The 15794-nt window shown below is 70.4% G+C and carries 20 protein-coding genes and 1 rRNA gene; 3 read left to right on the plus strand and 18 right to left on the minus strand.

Features of this window, described 5'->3' with window-relative positions; genetic code table 11:
* Positions 1-93: ribosomal RNA gene (rrf, locus tag ABTY98_RS12090) — 5S ribosomal RNA — on the plus strand; the annotation flags it as partial.
* Between the two features lie 130 nt (positions 94-223).
* Here the strand turns inward: rrf and ABTY98_RS12095 are convergent.
* From ABTY98_RS12095 to ABTY98_RS12115, 5 genes are read right to left on the minus strand one after another with little or no spacing between them, the layout of a single operon-like run.
* Entirely contained in the window at positions 224-1534 is a 1311-nt protein-coding gene (locus tag ABTY98_RS12095; RefSeq protein WP_352220788.1) for a DUF58 domain-containing protein, read from the minus strand.
* A complete protein-coding gene (locus ABTY98_RS12100; RefSeq protein ID WP_352221043.1) occupies positions 1534-2523 on the minus strand; it encodes an AAA family ATPase in 990 nt (329 codons plus the stop codon). The genes ABTY98_RS12095 and ABTY98_RS12100 overlap by 1 nt, the downstream gene beginning before the upstream one ends.
* Positions 2523-3719, minus strand: coding sequence for a DUF4350 domain-containing protein (locus ABTY98_RS12105; RefSeq protein WP_352220789.1), 1197 nt, complete (start codon positions 3717-3719; stop codon positions 2523-2525). Before ABTY98_RS12105 ends, ABTY98_RS12100 begins: the two co-directional genes overlap by 1 nt.
* Entirely contained in the window at positions 3716-4510 is a 795-nt protein-coding gene (locus ABTY98_RS12110) for a DUF4129 domain-containing protein (protein ID WP_352220790.1), read from the minus strand. Before ABTY98_RS12110 ends, ABTY98_RS12105 begins: the two co-directional genes overlap by 4 nt.
* 4 nt (positions 4511-4514) lie before the next feature.
* A complete protein-coding gene (locus tag ABTY98_RS12115) occupies positions 4515-5894 on the minus strand; it encodes a DUF7847 domain-containing protein (protein WP_352220791.1) in 1380 nt (459 codons plus the stop codon).
* A 140-nt stretch (positions 5895-6034) separates the two neighbouring features.
* Between ABTY98_RS12115 and mtnA the strand changes: the two genes are divergently transcribed.
* Positions 6035-7177: an S-methyl-5-thioribose-1-phosphate isomerase gene (mtnA, locus tag ABTY98_RS12120; protein WP_352221044.1), complete on the plus strand. Its 1143-nt coding sequence runs from the start codon at positions 6035-6037 to the stop codon at positions 7175-7177.
* Between the two features lie 87 nt (positions 7178-7264).
* Here mtnA and ABTY98_RS12125 read toward each other — a convergent pair whose 3' ends face one another.
* The 13 genes from ABTY98_RS12125 to ABTY98_RS12185 form a co-directional block, all read right to left on the minus strand.
* Complete coding sequence (locus tag ABTY98_RS12125; RefSeq protein WP_352220792.1) at positions 7265-8470, minus strand: tyrosine-type recombinase/integrase; 1206 nt, start codon at positions 8468-8470, stop codon at positions 7265-7267.
* A complete protein-coding gene (locus ABTY98_RS12130; RefSeq protein WP_352220793.1) occupies positions 8470-8658 on the minus strand; it encodes a helix-turn-helix transcriptional regulator in 189 nt (62 codons plus the stop codon). Before ABTY98_RS12130 ends, ABTY98_RS12125 begins: the two co-directional genes overlap by 1 nt.
* The gene (repSA, locus tag ABTY98_RS12135; protein WP_352220794.1) at positions 8655-10049 is read right to left on the minus strand and encodes a replication initiator protein RepSA; all 1395 of its coding nucleotides are present in this window, start codon (positions 10047-10049) and stop codon (positions 8655-8657) included. Before repSA ends, ABTY98_RS12130 begins: the two co-directional genes overlap by 4 nt.
* Positions 10046-10216: a hypothetical protein gene (locus ABTY98_RS12140; protein WP_352220795.1), complete on the minus strand. Its 171-nt coding sequence runs from the start codon at positions 10214-10216 to the stop codon at positions 10046-10048. The genes repSA and ABTY98_RS12140 overlap by 4 nt, the downstream gene beginning before the upstream one ends.
* Positions 10217-10221: 5 nt before the next feature.
* Positions 10222-10401: a hypothetical protein gene (locus ABTY98_RS12145; RefSeq protein ID WP_352220796.1), complete on the minus strand. Its 180-nt coding sequence runs from the start codon at positions 10399-10401 to the stop codon at positions 10222-10224.
* Between the two features lie 92 nt (positions 10402-10493).
* Positions 10494-10817 carry a SpdD protein gene (locus ABTY98_RS12150; RefSeq protein ID WP_352220797.1) on the minus strand — a complete coding sequence of 108 codons (324 nt, stop codon included), beginning with the start codon at positions 10815-10817 and terminating at the stop codon, positions 10494-10496.
* A 19-nt stretch (positions 10818-10836) separates the two neighbouring features.
* Entirely contained in the window at positions 10837-11019 is a 183-nt protein-coding gene (locus ABTY98_RS12155; protein WP_352220798.1) for a mobile element transfer protein, read from the minus strand.
* 1 nt (position 11020) lies between these two features.
* Complete coding sequence (locus ABTY98_RS12160) at positions 11021-11200, minus strand: hypothetical protein (protein ID WP_352220799.1); 180 nt, start codon at positions 11198-11200, stop codon at positions 11021-11023.
* Between the two features lie 17 nt (positions 11201-11217).
* The gene (locus ABTY98_RS12165; protein ID WP_352220800.1) at positions 11218-11874 is read right to left on the minus strand and encodes a DUF2637 domain-containing protein; all 657 of its coding nucleotides are present in this window, start codon (positions 11872-11874) and stop codon (positions 11218-11220) included.
* An 18-nt stretch (positions 11875-11892) separates the two neighbouring features.
* Positions 11893-12738 carry a deazapurine DNA modification protein DpdA family protein gene (locus ABTY98_RS12170; RefSeq protein WP_352220801.1) on the minus strand — a complete coding sequence of 282 codons (846 nt, stop codon included), beginning with the start codon at positions 12736-12738 and terminating at the stop codon, positions 11893-11895.
* A 13-nt stretch (positions 12739-12751) separates the two neighbouring features.
* On the minus strand, positions 12752-12925 hold the full coding sequence (locus ABTY98_RS12175; protein WP_352220802.1) for a hypothetical protein: 174 nt from the start codon (positions 12923-12925) through the stop codon (positions 12752-12754).
* A gap of 82 nt (positions 12926-13007) precedes the next feature.
* The gene (locus ABTY98_RS12180; protein WP_352220803.1) at positions 13008-14354 is read right to left on the minus strand and encodes an FtsK/SpoIIIE domain-containing protein; all 1347 of its coding nucleotides are present in this window, start codon (positions 14352-14354) and stop codon (positions 13008-13010) included.
* A 2-nt stretch (positions 14355-14356) separates the two neighbouring features.
* Positions 14357-14686 carry an SCO3933 family regulatory protein gene (locus ABTY98_RS12185; protein ID WP_352220804.1) on the minus strand — a complete coding sequence of 110 codons (330 nt, stop codon included), beginning with the start codon at positions 14684-14686 and terminating at the stop codon, positions 14357-14359.
* A 212-nt stretch (positions 14687-14898) separates the two neighbouring features.
* Here ABTY98_RS12185 and ABTY98_RS12190 point away from each other — a divergent pair, with 212 nt between their 5' ends.
* Positions 14899-15657 (plus strand): GntR family transcriptional regulator, encoded by a 759-nt coding sequence (locus tag ABTY98_RS12190; RefSeq protein WP_352220805.1) that lies wholly within the window; start codon positions 14899-14901, stop codon positions 15655-15657.
* Positions 15658-15794 lie beyond the last annotated feature (137 nt).

Here is a 15794-nt window from a genome sequence, read left to right on the forward strand (position 1 = left end):
ACGCCCGGTTACATTCCGAACCCGGAAGCTAAGCCTTACAGCGCCGATGGTACTGCAGGGGGGACCCTGTGGGAGAGTAGGACACCGCCGAACAAATATTGGGAAAGAGCCCCACACCTCACGGTGTGGGGCTCTTTCGCGTTTCTGAAAGTTTCAGGATGCGTGGAGTAATCGGCAGGCCCAACGGGCGAGCCTGCCTCGTTGTTTCCGCGTCCACGGAGCTTCAGAGACGACCCGCCGCTTTCAAGGCCAGATATGCATCGGCCAATGCGGGTGCGAGATCTTCAGGCGTCGCGTCCACAACCGTCACACCATGCCGACGGAGTTGCTCCGCCGTGCGGTGCCGTTCGCTCTGCGCCTGTGCTGCTGCCGCCGCCTCGTACACCGCGTCGGTGTTTCCGCGTCCCGTCGCCATGCTGGCGACATGTGGGTCGGCCACCGAAGCGAGCAGGACCGTGTGCCGCTGGGTCAGTTGAGAGAGCACGGGAAGCAGGCCCTGTTCGACGGGGGCTGTGTCGAGCGTCGTCAGAAGGACGATCAGGGAACGGCGCGGAGCCGTACGGAGCGCCGTGGCCGTGAGTCCGCGCGCGTCCGTTTCTACGAGCTCGGGCTCCAACGTGGCCATCGCGTTGACCAGGGACGGGAGGACGTCTCCCGCCGCGCGGCCCTGGACGAGGGCGCGGACTCGGCGGTCGTAGGCGAGGAGATCCACGCGGTCGCCCGCGCGTGAGGCGAGGGCGGCTAGGAGGAGTGCCGCGTCCATCGAGGCGTCCAGGCGTGGGGCGTCGCCGACGCGGCCGGCGGAGGTGCGGCCGGTGTCGAGGACCAGGAGGATGTGCCGGTCGCGTTCGGGACGCCAGGTGCGTACGGCGACCGCCGACTGCCGTGCCGTGGCGCGCCAGTCGATGGAGCGGGTGTCGTCGCCCGGAACGTATTCGCGCAGACTGTCGAATTCGGTGCCCTCGCCGCGGGTCAGGACGCTGGTGCGGCCGTCGAGTTCACGCAATCGGGCGAGTTTCGACGGCAGGTGCTTGCGGCTGGTGAACGGGGGCAAGACACGTACAGTCCAGGGCACTTTGTGGCCGCCCTGGCGGGAGAACAGGCCGAGGGGGCCGTAGGAGCGGATCGTGAGGCGGTCTGCTTGGCGGTCACCGCGGCGGGTGGGGCGCAGGCGAGTCGTCAGGCGTCGGCGTTCGCCCGGTGGGACGGTGAGGCGGTGGCGCGAAGCCTCGATCTCCGTGCCGGGTTGCCAGCTGCTGGGCGGCCAGCCGTCCCTGAGCCGGGCCCGGAGGGTGCGTCCGGACGGGTTGGTCACGGTCAGGGTGACGTCGGCGGTCTCGCCGAGGCGCGCGGACGTGTCACCGGAGCGGGTCAGTACGAGGCGTCGTACCGGAGCGGCCAGGGCGAAGTCGCAGGCGCAGGCCAGGGCGAGTGGACCGTTGACGGCGAGGAGGCCCGTCCAGCTCGGTTCCCAGATGCCGATGGGGATCGATCCGATTGCCGCGAGGAGCGCGGCGCGTCCGGTGAGGGGCATCAGCGGGGGACTGGTACGTGGGCGAGGATCGCGTTGATGACGGAGTCGGCGGTCACGCCCTCCATCTCGGCCTCGGGGCGGAGCTGGACGCGGTGGCGGAGGGTGGGCAGGGCGAGGGCCTTGACGTCGTCGGGGGTGACGTAGTCGCGGCCGGTCAGCCAGGCCCATGCGCGCGAGGTGGCGAGGAGGGCGGTGGCGCCTCGCGGGGAGACGCCGAGGGTGAGGGACGGCGACTCGCGGGTGGCGCGGCAGATGTCGACCACGTAGGCGGTGATCTCGGGGGAGATGGTCGTCTTGGCGACCGCGGCGCGGGCGGCTTCGAGGTCGGCGGGACCGGCCACGGGGCGTACGCCGGCGGCGCGCAGGTCGCGCGGGTTGAAGCCCTCGGCATGGCGGGTGAGGACGGCGATCTCGTCCTGGCGGGAGGGGAGAGGGATTGTCAGTTTGAGGAGGAAGCGGTCGCGTTGGGCTTCGGGGAGGGGGTACGTGCCCTCGTATTCGACCGGGTTCTGGGTCGCGGCGACCAGGAACGGGTCGGGGAGCGGGCGCGGTGTGCCGTCGACCGTGACCTGGCGTTCCTCCATGGCTTCAAGGAGGGACGACTGTGTCTTGGGCGGGGTGCGGTTGATCTCGTCCGCGAGGAGGAGGTTGGTGAAGACCGGGCCGGGCTGGAAGGAGAACTCGGCGGTGCGGGTGTCGTAGACGAGGGAGCCCGTGACGTCGCTCGGCATGAGGTCGGGGGTGAACTGGACGCGCTTGGTCTCCAGTTCGAGCGCGGAGGCGAGGGCGCGGACGAGCAACGTTTTGGCGACTCCGGGGACTCCTTCAAGTAGTACGTGTCCGCGGCAGAGGAGAGCGACGACGAGGCCGGTCACGGCGGGGTCCTGGCCGACCACGGCTTTGGCGATCTCGGCGCGCAGGGCCTCCAGGGAGGCCCGGGCGTCGGCCGGGTTCCCGGTGTTCCCGGCGTTGTCAGTGGTCGGGTCCATCATGGACGGCGTACCTCTCTTTCGAGGGCGTCGAGTTGGTCGGTGAGTGCGATGAGGGCCGCGTCGTCGCCGGGCGGCGGTCCGAAGAGGAGGGAGTGCAGGGCCTGGCCGTCGCCGTGGAGGTGGGCGGACAGGGCGGGGAGCAGAGCCTCGGGTGCGTGCGCCTGGGAGACGGGGACGCCGACGAGGGGGGCGAGGCGGGTGCGAGCGGTGGAGCGAAGAGCGGCGGCGGCGCGGTCGCGGGCGTTGGCTTTGCGGTAGAGGCGGGCGCGGCCTTCGACGGTTTCGGAGGCGCGGATCGCCACGGGGAGTTTCTCGGGCACCAGAGGGCCGAGTCGGCGTGCCCGCCAGAAGGCGGCGAGGGCTGCGGCGACGAAGAGCTGAAGCGTGCCCCAGAGCCAGCCGGAGGGGAGCAGGTCGAACAAGGACTTCTGGTCGCCCGTGCCGGTCGCCGAGGAGTCGGAGAGCGAGGGGAGGTACCAGACCAGATGGTGGCGGGAGCCCAGGAGCTGAAGGGCGAGCGAGGCGTTGCCCTGCTCGTCGAGACGGTCGTTGAGCAGTATGTCGGGCGCGCCGAGGACGACGGTGTCGCCGCCTCCGGAGGCCGCGGGGACGCGGATCAGCGTGGCCAGGCGCTGGCTGGGGTAGCAGGAGTCGGCGTCGAGGTGGGTGGTGGTGTAGCGGATGCCACCGGTGTCGGCGCTGCCCGCGCGGCGGGCCTCGGCCAGGCTGCAATGGGGGTCGAGCGTGGACTTCAGGCTGGTGGCGGGGTCGGCGGTGACTCCGGGGGCGAGCCGTTCGACGGACGAGCTGCCGGCGGCGACCAGGATCGTGCGGCCGCCCGATCCGGTGGTCGACGCCCGCAGCTGGACCTGCTGACGCGGGGTGAGCAGGTCGGGGACGGCGACGAGCAGGGTGGTGTCGCGGCCGGTCGCGGCGCGGGCCTCGGCCAGAGTGGTGACGACGCGGGTGGACACGCCCCGGTCGGCGAGGAGTTCGGCGACGGCCCGGCTGCCGTAAGGGTCGGCGGAGCGTGGGTCGAGGTCGCCGTGTCTGCTGTCGGAGCGGACGACGGCGATGGCGACGGCGCCGGCCAGGAGGAGCACCATGGCGAGGGCGATGCCCCGGGTCCGGGTCCACACCTGGCGGATGGTGGGCGCGGTGGAGGTGGGCGGAAGGGCTACGCCGGTGGTCATTCGGCGGCTCCCTGGCGGATGTTGTGGGCCGTGCTCGCCGTGCTCCGGGTGCTGCTGGCGAGCATCGGTTTGGTGCGTTCCAGGTCGCGGTCGAGTTCGGCGATGCGCTCGTACGACGCCTGGGCCGCCCTGCGGCCGCCGTACGTCACGTCGTCGAACTCCCGGGCGGCGGAGCGCAGCCGGTCCGTGTGGGCGGGCAGGAGGCGGCCGGCTTCAGCGGCGGCCTCGTCGGCGGTGCGGCCTGGGCGGATGTCGAGCAGGGCGCGTTCCTCCAGGGCGCGGACGACGGCGCGCATGCGTTCCTGTAGGGCCTGGTTCCAGTGGCCCTGGGCGGCGTGTGCCTCGGCGGCCGCGCGGTGTTCGGCGGCGCTGCGGGGGCGGTCGTCGAACAGGGCGGCGGCGGAGACGGGCTGGCGGCGTGGGGAGCCCAGGCGCCACCACAGGGCGCCCAGGACGGCGACGACGGCCACCACCACGACGACGAGGCCCAGCGTGCCTCCGGGTGTCGCGGACGCGGCGGCGGAGAGCAGGCGGTCGACCCAGTCCAGGACTGCGTTCAGGGCACGCTGGAACAGCCCGGGGTCGTTCTCGTGGTACATCCGCTTGGACAGCTCACGCCGTGCCGCCTCCCGTGCGGGGTCGCGCGGGATCGTCACGGGCGGTTCGTCCCCCGAGCCGGCCAGCGACACCAAGGCCGTCTCCCGGGCTCGCAGCACGCCGTGTACGGCCTCGTCGGCGACGCGTGGCAGGGCCGCGGGCAGTGCTGTGAGGACTCCCCCCGTCGGGCTCACCGCATCAGCTCCCCGGGACGGTGCCGGGGGTGCTGGCGCCGTAGCTCTCGACACCGGCTGCGCGGGCCAGTTCGAGGTCGAGCGCCTCGCGGCGGATGCGCTGGTCGATGTAGAGGAGCACGGTGACGCCCGCGTTGATCGGGAAGGTGAGCATGGAGCCGATCACCGAGCCGATGCCGCTGACGATGAGGAACGTCCAGCCGACGTTGGCGTTGGTGCTCTCGAGGAAGCCGGTGAAGCCGTCGCCGCTGAGGAAGGCGGCGACTACGGCGAAGGGGATCACGGCGATCGAGGAGACGATGTTGGCGATGATCGTTGCCAGGATCTGGATGCCGAAGACCCGCCACCAGGAGCCCCTGACAAGTTTGGCGGAGCGCCCCAGCGACTTCGTGATGCTCTGCTTCTCCAGCATCAGGGCGGGGGAGGCCAGGGAGAGGCGGATCATCAGCCACAGGGTGACGACGGCGCCCGCGAGGATGCCCAGGATGAGCAGTGCGGCTATGGCGGCGCCCGGGCCGCCGGCGATCGCGACGACGATGCCGGGCAGCGCGCCGACGAGCAGGACGCCGACCGCGATGAGCCCCATCAGGAGGATGAGACCGAACAGCTTGATGACCTGTGGGCGGGCGTCGCGCCAGGCCTCGCCGGTGGTCACGGACCTGCCGAGCACGGCGCGGCTGGTGACGGTGGTCAGCAGGGCCGTCGCGATGATGGTGCCGACCAGCGAGATCAGCAGGACGGCGCCCGAGCTGAGCACGACCTCGCCCGCGGCGCGGGACACCTCGCTCAGGGAGGCGCTCGGGTCGTTGAGGGCGTCGGTGGTCTCGGTGTCGTTCAGGACGAGGCCCTGAAGGAGGATCACCGCGACCCGGGTGACGACGGCGACGGTCAGCGAGATGCCGAGAACCGTGCGCCAGTAGGTGCGCATGGTGGAGACGGCGCCGTCGAGGATCTCTCCGACGCCGAGCGGGCGCAGCGGGATCACGCCGGGCTTGGCGGCGGGCGGGGGACCTCCCCAGCCGCCGCCCCAGGCTCCGTAACCGCCGGGCGGGCCGTAGCCCCCCGGGCCGCCGTAGCCACCGGGGCCACCGAAGCCTCCGCTGTATCCGCCGCCGGGGGGCTGGCCGCCCCAGCCGGGGCCGGGAGGTGGGGGCGGCGGTGCCTGGCCTGGTGCCGGGGCGCCCGTGGGCGCGGACCACTGGCCGGGCGGTGGCTGCTCCGTGGACCACTTCGAGCCGGAGCCCTGTGGGTCCGCACCCGGCTGACCGGAAGGCTGATCGGCGGGTCCTGCGGGGACGGGGCGGTCGGCAGGGGCGGACGCGCCGGGTTCCCGCCCGTCGGACGGGGCGGATCCGGGCGAGGCCCAGCCCGGAGTGTCGTTCATCGAAGCTCCTTCACGGTGCCCGTCCGCGGTCGCGGTGGCAGGTTGGCTGCCATCGTGCCATGGGGCGGTCGCCCAGTGACCTGCCGCGGTACAGGCTCCGTACCTTCAATTGTCCGCCGGATACGGGGCAGACTGACCGCATGGCTGATCAGTACGCGCAAACCGGCGAGGACAAGCGGCCGACGGGAATGCCAGTGATCCAGTGGGAGGAGCCGCCCGAAGGGCCGGTTGTGGTCCTTCTCGACCAGACCAGACTGCCGGCCGAGGAGGTCGAGCTGGTGTGCACCGATGCGTCGGCGCTGGTGGAGGCGATCCGTACGCTCGCGGTGCGTGGGGCACCGCTGCTCGGGATAGCCGGGGCGTACGGCGTCGCGCTCGCCGCCGCGCGGGGTTTCGACGTGGACGACGCCGCGGCGGCGCTGGCGGGTGCCCGGCCCACGGCCGTGAATCTTTCCGTCGGGGTGCGCAGGGCCGCTTCGGCGTACCGGTCCGCCCTGGCCAAGGGCGGTGACACCGGGGCGGCGGCCGCGGCGGCGCTGGATGCGGCGCGGGCGCTGCACCGGGAGGATGCCGAGGCCAGCGCTCGGATGGCCGGGCACGGGCTGGCGCTGCTGGAGGAGTTGCTGCCGGCCGGAGGGCACCGGATCCTCACCCACTGCAACACCGGTTCGTTGGTGTCGGGAGGGGAGGGAACGGCGTTCGCGGTGGCCCTCCGGGCGCACCGGGCGGGGCGGCTCAGGCGGCTCTGGGTGGACGAAACGCGTCCATTGCTGCAAGGTGCTCGCCTGACGGCATACGAGGCGGCTCGCAGCGGCATGGCGTACACCTTGCTCACCGACAACGCGGCCGGTTCGCTGTTCGCGGCGGGGGAGGTGGACGCGGTGCTGATCGGGGCGGACCGGATCGCGGCCGACGGTTCGGTGGCGAACAAGGTGGGGAGCTATCCGCTCGCGGTGCTCGCGCGGTACCACCATGTGCCGTTCATCGTGGTGGCGCCGGTGACGACAGTGGATCCGGAGACGCCGGACGGGGCCTCCATCGAGGTCGAACAGCGCCCCGGATATGAGGTGACCGAGATCACAGCACCGCAGGTGCCGGTGACGGGAGCGGGAGGCGGGATTCCGGTGGCACCCCTGGGGACCCAGGCGTACAACCCGGCGTTCGACGTGACGCCGCCCGAGCTGGTGACGGCGATCGTCACCGAGGAAGGCGCCGTTTCGCCCGTGACGGCTGAGGCTCTTGCCGAGCTGTGTGCCAGGTCACGCCAGGTAACGATTAGCTAATGGGATGATGTCGGCTCGACCGACGGGAACGGCCCCTCCACCTGCGGTGATTCGCAGGCCAAGGGGCCGTGACATCCAGCGGCTACATCAACGAGCGTCGGAGTCGAACTGATCGGCTCCCAGCTCCCGGATCCGAGCCGGCTGCCGAAGCAGGTGGTCGAGTTGGCCCACCGCCGCGATCACGTCCGGATCCAGGGCTTCAGCGTAGATGTCCATCGTCGTGGCGATCCGGCTGTGCCGGAGAATCGCCTTCACGATCCTCGGGTGGACCTTGAGATGCACCAGGAGTGTGCCGCAGGACTTCCGCAGCCCCTTCGGGTTCATCCTGCCGAGTCCCTCATCCTTGATCACGCGCTGCATGGTCAGGTAGAGGTTCGAAGCCAGAAGCGGGTGTCCCGTCCGCGAGATGAACACGTGCCCGTCCGGATCTTCGAACCACGGGCGCCCCATGCTCAACGCGCGCTCACGAAGCATGGCCGTGCGCATCCGGGTCCAGCGCAAGGGCGCGATGCACTGAGCCGGCAGCGGCAACGGCGCCTTCGACGTCTCGGTCTTCAGCTCCAGGTCGATCGTGCCGGCGCTCGACCGCTGCCGTTGCTGCTCGACCCAGAGGACCCGGTTATCAAGATCGATGTTCTCCCACCGCAGCCCGCACACCTCAGCCCGCCGAAGACCGAGCAGGCACAGCAGCAGGAACGCCGGGTAGTAGACGGTCAGTCGGCGAGCCGCAGCCAGGAACCGGAGCACCGTCACCGCGTCCCAGCTCTTGCCACTGTCGGTCGTCGCACGGACGTGCACGAGCTTGGCCACGTTCCGAGTCAGCCCAATGTCTTCGACCATCGCGGCCGTGAGCGCCGCCGAGAGGACGCGGAGAGCCTGTCGAGCTGTCTTGGCCCCCTTCTCCTCTGCAAGTCGCTGCATGACCCCGCGCAGCTCCGCCACACCCAGCTTCGCCATGACCTTGGAGCCCAGACGCGGACGGAGGTAGTAGCGAACCCCTTGCTCGTACGTCCGGTAGCTCATCGGCTTCAGGTTCGGCTTCACGACGACCTCTAGCCAGTAGTCGAACCACTGCCCCAAGGTCATGTCCCGAGTCGGTGTCGGAATGCCGCCCTTGGACCGTTCGATCAGCTCCCGGCGCTTCGCGTCGCACTCGTCGTAGGTCTTCCCGTACGCGTACTTCCGCTTGACGGTGCCGTCCGGCTGAGGGACATACACCGCTGCCTGGTACCGGCCGTCGGAGCGTTTCGTGACCGTGCCCGAACCGTTCGGGTTCCGCTTGCGCTGAGGCATCAGGCAGCCTCCTCAAGACCTGCGCGGATGTAGTCCTGAACCGCACTCTCGGGAATCCGCCGGCATCGGCCCTCTTTGATCGAAGCCAGCCGTTTCGTGCGGATCAGGTCATAGACCTTGGAACGGCTGTACTTGAGCCGCGCCATGACCTCAGGGACCTTCAACAGCACGGGAGTCGGAGTGGTCATGTGGCGGCTCCTTCCAGGGCGAGCACGGCGGGTAGTTCTTCGCGGGCGGTGTCGCGGTTGAGCTGGATCTCCCGGCGGATGTTGGCGGCGAGCCAGGATTCGCCGGGGGTGTGGCCGTGGCCGGCGTAGGACCAGTGCGCGAGGGTGAGCGTGGTGGCCTCGGTGTCGTCGTCCGGGTCGAGAAGGCCCAGGGAGCGGCGTTGCTGCTGCGCGCGGTAGTCGGCGCGGACCTGGCGCAGGGCGCCCAGGGTGGTCGAGTAGCGGCGGGACTTCGTGGAGAAGTGGCCCCGGAAGCCGAGCATGTGAGCCCAGTCCCGCAGCTTGCGATCCGGATAGACGGGGTGCAGGTCAAGACAGGCTTCGATCAGTCGGCGCGGGTGGTCCGGGACGCCGAGCAGCAACAGGGCTTCCTTGTTGCCGACGCGGCGGTCGACGGTGCCGGTGGTCTCGGCTGCCTTGGTGGCGTACTTGGCGACGTAGGAGGCAACGGCAGCTTCGGTGATCTCTTCGCCGTGACCGAAGGCGCCGATCGGCTGCACGTCGAGCTGTTTGCCCCAGCGCAGCACGCGGGCGGGCTCGTCTCCCGCGGGCGGTACGTCGACAGCAACGCGGGCGGCGGCGGCACGGATGGCGTCGGTGAGGACGTCGAGGGTGGCCCAGGCCGGCGGCGAGCTGTCGGGTCCTTCGGGTCCGTCGAAGCGGATCACGGCGTGGAAGTGGACGGCACCGCGCTTCTGGTATTCGGCGACCTTGCCGAAGGCGACCCGCGACTGTTCGTGGGCGGCTTTCTGGGTGAGGCCGGCGCGGCGGGCGATCTCGCGGCGCAGGTAGATCGTGAAGTACCGCCACAGTTCCGAGGCGTGGTTGTTCCACAGCACGGCACCCGTGTAGTCGTACGTCGCAGGGTCGAGCGGGGTGCCGAGTTCGGGCGCGTCCTCACCGTGACGGGTGCCGCAGCGGCAGGGCCGGTTGCCGGGCCGGTTGTGGACCGGGCCGAACGAGGGCGCGGTGAGGGTGGCGAAGACCCGGGGGTGGTCCCGGATCGTCTCGGGGGTGCCCTTGGCGGGGTCGCCGACGAGGCCGGCGCGGATGAGGTGGTAGGTGTCTCCGGCGTAGGTCCAGGCGCAGGCGGGGCAGCGGGAGGCGCGGCGGTTGCCGCACGCGATCCGTAACCGGCCGCCGGGCTCGGTGTCGGTGTCGTAGGTGTGCAGGATCTGGCCGGTGATGCGGTCGCGGGTGACGGTGAAACCTTGCAGGTGGATGGGGTCGGAGCAGCCGCCCGTACGGCGGATCTGGTCTTGAATGCGGTCGAAGCCGGGGGACCCGGCCAGCCTCAGCACGTCGGTGAGGGTGGCCGGGTCCAGGCCCGCCACGGTGGCGGTGTTGGTCACCTCTCGTCGTCCTTCCGGGGGTGGGCGTCGATCCACTCCTCAGCGCAGACCTTGTGGCAGGGCTTGCCGCGGTCGGAGCGCAGCGGGGTGGGCTTGGTGCAGATCACGCAGGGCTTGTCGCCGCTGTGGTCGAAGTGCTCCGGGGAGCGCCAGTCGAGGAGAGCCATGCCGGTTACCTCCCGGCCCGCGCGAGGGCGGCGGGGGCGGTGTGGCCGGTGCCGTGGCAGGCCGGGCAGTCGACGGGGAGGGTGGTGCGGGTGCCGTCCGGGTTGTGGGTGCCGGTGGTGATGGCGACGCGGGCGAAGCCGTCGCAGTCGGAGCAGACGCGCGGGCTCGGGGTGTTCCGGGGCATGATGGGGCTTCCCTTTCGGGTCCGTTGGATCAGGAATGGGTGCAGGCGCCGGGGCGGCGGAAGTTTGGCGACCGAGGCCGCTCCGGGGCCGTTCAGCGCTGGTTGTTGAGGTCCTTGAGCAGCGACTTGAGGACGACCGCCACCACGGCCACCGACGCGGCGGTGATGGCGACGGCGAGGAGCATGGAGACCAGGACCGCGCCGACGACCAGGACCACGGCGCCACCGCCGGCCGCGAGGGCGAGCGCCGAGCCCGCGGTGAGCTGAACCGTCGGCCGGGCCGGGACCGGCGCCATCTGCGCGACCGGGGCCGCGGCGGGAACGGTCGGTACGACGGGGGCCGGGGCGGTGGTCTGGGGCATGGTGGGTGCCGGGGCCGGTGCGGTGTCGGGGGTGGGGTACTTCGGGGTGAACATCGGTGGATCTCCCTTCGGGTCAGTGGCAGGTGTGGGTGCGGGCGGCGAGTTCGGCGGCGGATCGGTCGAAGTGCTCGGTGGAGAAGCCGCAGTTGGGGGCGGTGCATGCGGCGATGTGTTTGGTCTGGCCACGGCCGTTGTTGAAGGTGGCGACCTTGACCGGCCCGATACGGATCACGTCGTAGAAGCGGTTGGGTCGCATCTCAGTCGTCCCGTCCGGTGAAGTCGTCGGTGTGGTCGGCGAGCCACTGCCGGACCTCGGGCTGTTCGTCGTCGGTGGCCTGGTTGATCGCGGCCTCCCCGAGGGCGAAGCCGTCGACCAGGCGGTTGTTCCGGGTGAGTTCGGCGGCCTGTTCCAGGGCCGACCGGATGGACGGGCGCATACGGATCTCCTTGTCTGTCAGGCGAGTTGGGCGACGATGGCGCTGGCCAGGTCTTCCGGGACGCCGAGGCGGGCGCGCAGGGTGGCCGCGTCGATCTCGGTACCGGTGCGGGCGCGGTGGTCGGTGGCGACCTTCCGGGCGTGGTCGATCAGCGCCGGAGGCACGCTGACAGCGGCCTTGGGTAGCGCCGGGACAGGCTCCGGCTCGGAGATCTCCGGAGCGGGTTCGAGTGTCTGGGGGCGGTCGACTTCGACCACCGCACGCGACTCCGGTTCTTGCTCGACAGCGGGCTCCGGTGCCGGGTCGGGGGTGTGATCGGTGTGCTGGTGGGCGAGGAGGGTGCCGCCGAGGAAGGCCAGGGCCGGCCAGCCCGCGACGCCCAGACGCAGCAGCGCGGGCGGGTGTTCCATGTCGAGGAAGCCCGCGGTGGCGATGTTGGCGCCGAGCGAGGCGACCAGAGCGACCAGGAACCAGCACCAGGCCAGCCGAGACCGCTGTACCCGCAGCCGGCGCCACGCGGCGACCAGCAGGAGATCAACGCTGATCGGGTAGGCCCAGGCCTTCCATCCGGTCTGCCCGGCGGCTTGGGCGAGGTCGTGCAGGTGGGCGAAGGACAACGCACCCGCGATGACAGCCTGAATCAGGACCGCGTCCGGACGGATGGAGCGCTTCATGTCTTCACCTCCTTCGGGTCAGAACAGGGGCAGTTGGGCGTGGGACGCGGCCGGGCACACAGCCGCGGGAGTGATCGGGCTCGGAGGAGCCGGAGCGGCGGACCGGGCCTTTTCGAGGACTCGGGTACGCCAGCCGAGGGCGTAGTCGATGCAGTTCGCGCAGTTCTTGTGCGGGTGGCCGGGCAAGGCGGGCCGGTGTCGGGCGTGGGAGCTCCAGGCAGCGGAGTCCGACGAGGCGAGCAGGTGCCCCACCTTGGCCAGGCCCAGGGTTTTGAAGCCGAAGCCGTGCAGCTTGAAGCCGTGCGCGGCCATGGCGGTGACGATCTCTGCGCCCTTGCGGGTGGACTGGAGCCGGCACACGGAGCCGAGGCCGACGACCGGTTCCGCCCGCAGATCGACGCCAGCCATCTCATACAGCTGCACGCAGCGCTGATAGGCGGGCACGTTGTCGCCCTGGAGAACGGGGGCAATGCGCAAGTCAGGAGCGAGGGAGCGCAGTTCGAGGAAGTTGGCCACGGTGCGGCGCTGGTGCTCTTCGACGCTGAGGTGGGTGCCGACGAACACGGTTTTGCCGACCTGGCCGCCGTGGATGATGAGGTCTTCGCACATCCAGTCCTGCGGTGCGGCCCAGTCGTAAGGGCCGACGTGCTCCCAGATACGGCGCAGGTCATCCACGTACTGCCGCGGTGTGCGGGTCCACTGGCCGTGACGCTGGAGTTCGGTGAACCCGCCGGAGTCGACCGCGTACGGACCGAGCGCCGGGTAGAGCTTGACGGCGACCGCGAAGTGCTCGGACTTCAAGAACAGCGGCACGTCGGTGAGCTTGATCCAGTGCCGTTTGTGGGTGGTCAGGTAGAACCGCATTGTGGGAGCTCCCTCAGTTCGCCGGGGCGGGGGCGTTGCCGGAGCCGAGGCAGTTCAGGCACAGGCCCGTCTGCTCGCCGACCGTGCGGCGCTTGCGGCCGACCCGGACCGTGCGCGAGACCTCACCCGCGCCCTTGCAGACCGGGCACGTGGCGGGCTTCGGCTTCGGGGTCTTTGTCCTAGCCATGAGCGATCTCCTTCCGGTTTTGGGCATGGAGCGGGTAGGGACCTGGCGCGAAGCGGTCGCGCCGACCGGAGAAAGCGGGGGATTACTCGCCGGCCGGCAGGGCTTCCACGAGCGGCGGGTGTGTCGGCATCGGCGGGATGACGGTCTGCTCGACAGGGCGGAACGGGGCCAGGAACGGCAGGTCGGGGGTCAGGTGGGCGAAGTCGCGGCAGACCGCGGCGGCGTCGGCCGGGGTGATTTCGGGGGTGCGGATGCGGGACCAGTAGCCGGAGGCGTCGCCGGCCACCGCGACACCGGGGCGATCGGCTCGGATCCCGGTCACGGAGACGACGGCGTCGGGGGCGATGTCACCGAGGCCCATTTCGGCGGTCTGTTTGTCGTTGACGCGGTGGACCACGCGGCCGGTGAGTTGGGCACGCAGGGCGGTGGCGCCCCTGCCGAGGTCGGAGCCGAAGCGCTGCCCGCAGACCTCCAGGTAAATGCCGATCGCACGGGCCATCTGCCCGAGCCGGACCAGTTGCATGACGGTGTGGTCGCGGTCGGCTTCCTCCTTCTTGGAGGTCACCAGGAACAGTTCCGCCACCTCATCGATCAGCACGACCAAGGGCACGGGCCGGACGTCGTCCGGGAGTTCCCACAGATCGGAGACGCCGTAAAGGGCGAGCAGGTCGAAGCGGTCTTCCATCTCCTGTACGAGCGCGTCGGCCAGGCGGCCGGCGGTCTGCCGGTCGGTGGCCAGGCCGGACAGCCGCGGGGCGTAGCGGGACTGCTCCACACCGCGCTTGCAGTCGATACCGACCAGCCCGACCGGCAGCTGAGCAAGGCCCTTGATCAGGTTGCGCTGGTACATGGATTTGCCAGACTGGTTCGCACCCAGCGTCAGAGACATGGGCATCTGCCGGTAGTCCCGCTCGAAGACTGTGCCGTCCTCGCGCAGCGCGACCGGGACGACCAGGTCACGCGGGCGAGCGGTGCGCGGCATCCGGACCCGGCGGAGCACGTCGTAGCCGGTCATCCGCAACTCGACGTATCCGGGCTTGGTCTCCGACACGGCGACCGAGTGCACGCCCCACGCGTGACGCAGACGCTCGGTCGCGGCGGCGATGTCCGCGGGCTCCAGGCCGGCGGGAAGCCGGAGGGTGACCCGCAGACCGGTAGGTGTCGGGCGGACCCGGCGGACCTTCGGCGGAGCCGGCCGTACCTCGGCATGGGTCAGGTTGCGCTTGACGAAGGCGCGGAAGCCGGACGGCCGGACCGTCAGCCCGCACACCTCCATCGTGTCGCGGTAGGTCCAGGTGAACCGGGTCCAGGTGACCGGCAGACCGACCAGCGACCAGTACACGCGCGGCGCGCGGACCTTCGCGTAGCCGATCCCGCCGGCCCCCGCGGCTAAGCCGCTCAGCTCCAGCCAGGGCGTGACGTCGGTCATGGTCAGACCCCGGCCGTGAGCGCGACCGCGCGGAACGAGATCCCGTGCCGCTTCTCGCCGTTGAACGTGTTCTCCCAGTCACGGGCCTTCAGGCCGACGACGCGGACCGGCATGCCCGGCACCAGACCCTCGGGGAGCCCGGTCTCCGGAACGGTCACCTGGTAGAGGTTGCCCTCTCCCTCGTCCGAGACCAGCAGACCCACGGTCGACAGGCTCGCGTTGGTCTCCCGGTCCACGGCCCGTTCACCGGTCTTCTTGTTGACCATCTTGGGTTCCGGCGCAGTCGCCACGAACACCACCGCGGTCGAAAGGTCGATCTTGAAAGACGGCATGAGCGCATCCCTCGCTTCAGGAGATCGCCTTGCGCGACCTCTCTAGACATCTCCATTGGAGCGCAACCTGTATAGAGACGTCAAGAGAATCTGTATAGAGATGTTGTTCGGAGCGCGATTCGGGCTACCCGGGGCGGGGTGCACGTGGAGCTCCACGGGTGCGAGGGTAGATACATGCCCTAGGCTGTCTAGAGAAGAGAGGAGGCTTCCGAATGGCCACCACCGACGACGACCGTCGGCCGAAGTACCAGCGGATCGCAGACTCTCTGCGCGAGGCGATCCAGTCGGGCGAATACGGTCCCGGTGATCGGCTTCCGGGAGAGAACGAGCTGATGGCCGCGCACGGCGTGGCGCGCATGACTGCCCGTCAGGCGTTGGGTGTGCTCAAGGACGAAGGCGTAGCGGAGGCCCGCAAGGGCGCCGGCGTTTTCGTCCGGTCCTTCCGGCCGTTGCGACGCCGTGGCATCCAGCGGCTTGCCGAGGAGCAGTGGGGAAGCGGTCGGTCCATCTGGGCGGCCGACACTGAGAACCGCACGCTGGAAGTGGACCAGGTGGCGGTGTCGGAGGAAGCCGCCCCGGAGAACATCGGGCGCGTGCTGGGGCTCGCAGACGAAGAGACGGTGTGCATCCGCCGGCGGCGGTACGTCCTGGACGGGAAGCCCGTGCTGCTGGCCACCAGTTATCTCCCCACCTCGGTGGTGGGAGGCTCCGCCATCACGCAGATGGACCCGGGGGCGGGTGGGATCTATGCCCGCCTTGCCGAACTCGGTTACAAGCCGGTGCACTTCCGTGAGGAGATTCGCTCGCGCATGCCCTCGAAGGATGAGGCATCGCAGTTGGGTATCTCGTCCGGCACGCCCGTCATCCTGATCTGCCGGACCGCGTTCGCGGACGAAGGGCGCCCGGTCGAGATCAACGAGATGACCTTGGACGCGGCCTCCTACATCCTGGAGTACGACTTCGACGCGTAGGTCTGCGCGGAGCTGTTACAGGTTTCTCTACCTCATCAAGCCCCGGCTGCGCTCCGCTCCGCCGGGCGCGCTTCCCGGCTCTGGCCGCGCCCGCGCTCCTGCCTTCGGCCCGCTCGGCGCTGCCGCCGCCGACGCGC

The organism is Streptomyces sp. NPDC096040 (genome assembly GCF_040303265.1).
Lineage (GTDB): Bacteria > Actinomycetota > Actinomycetes > Streptomycetales > Streptomycetaceae > Streptomyces.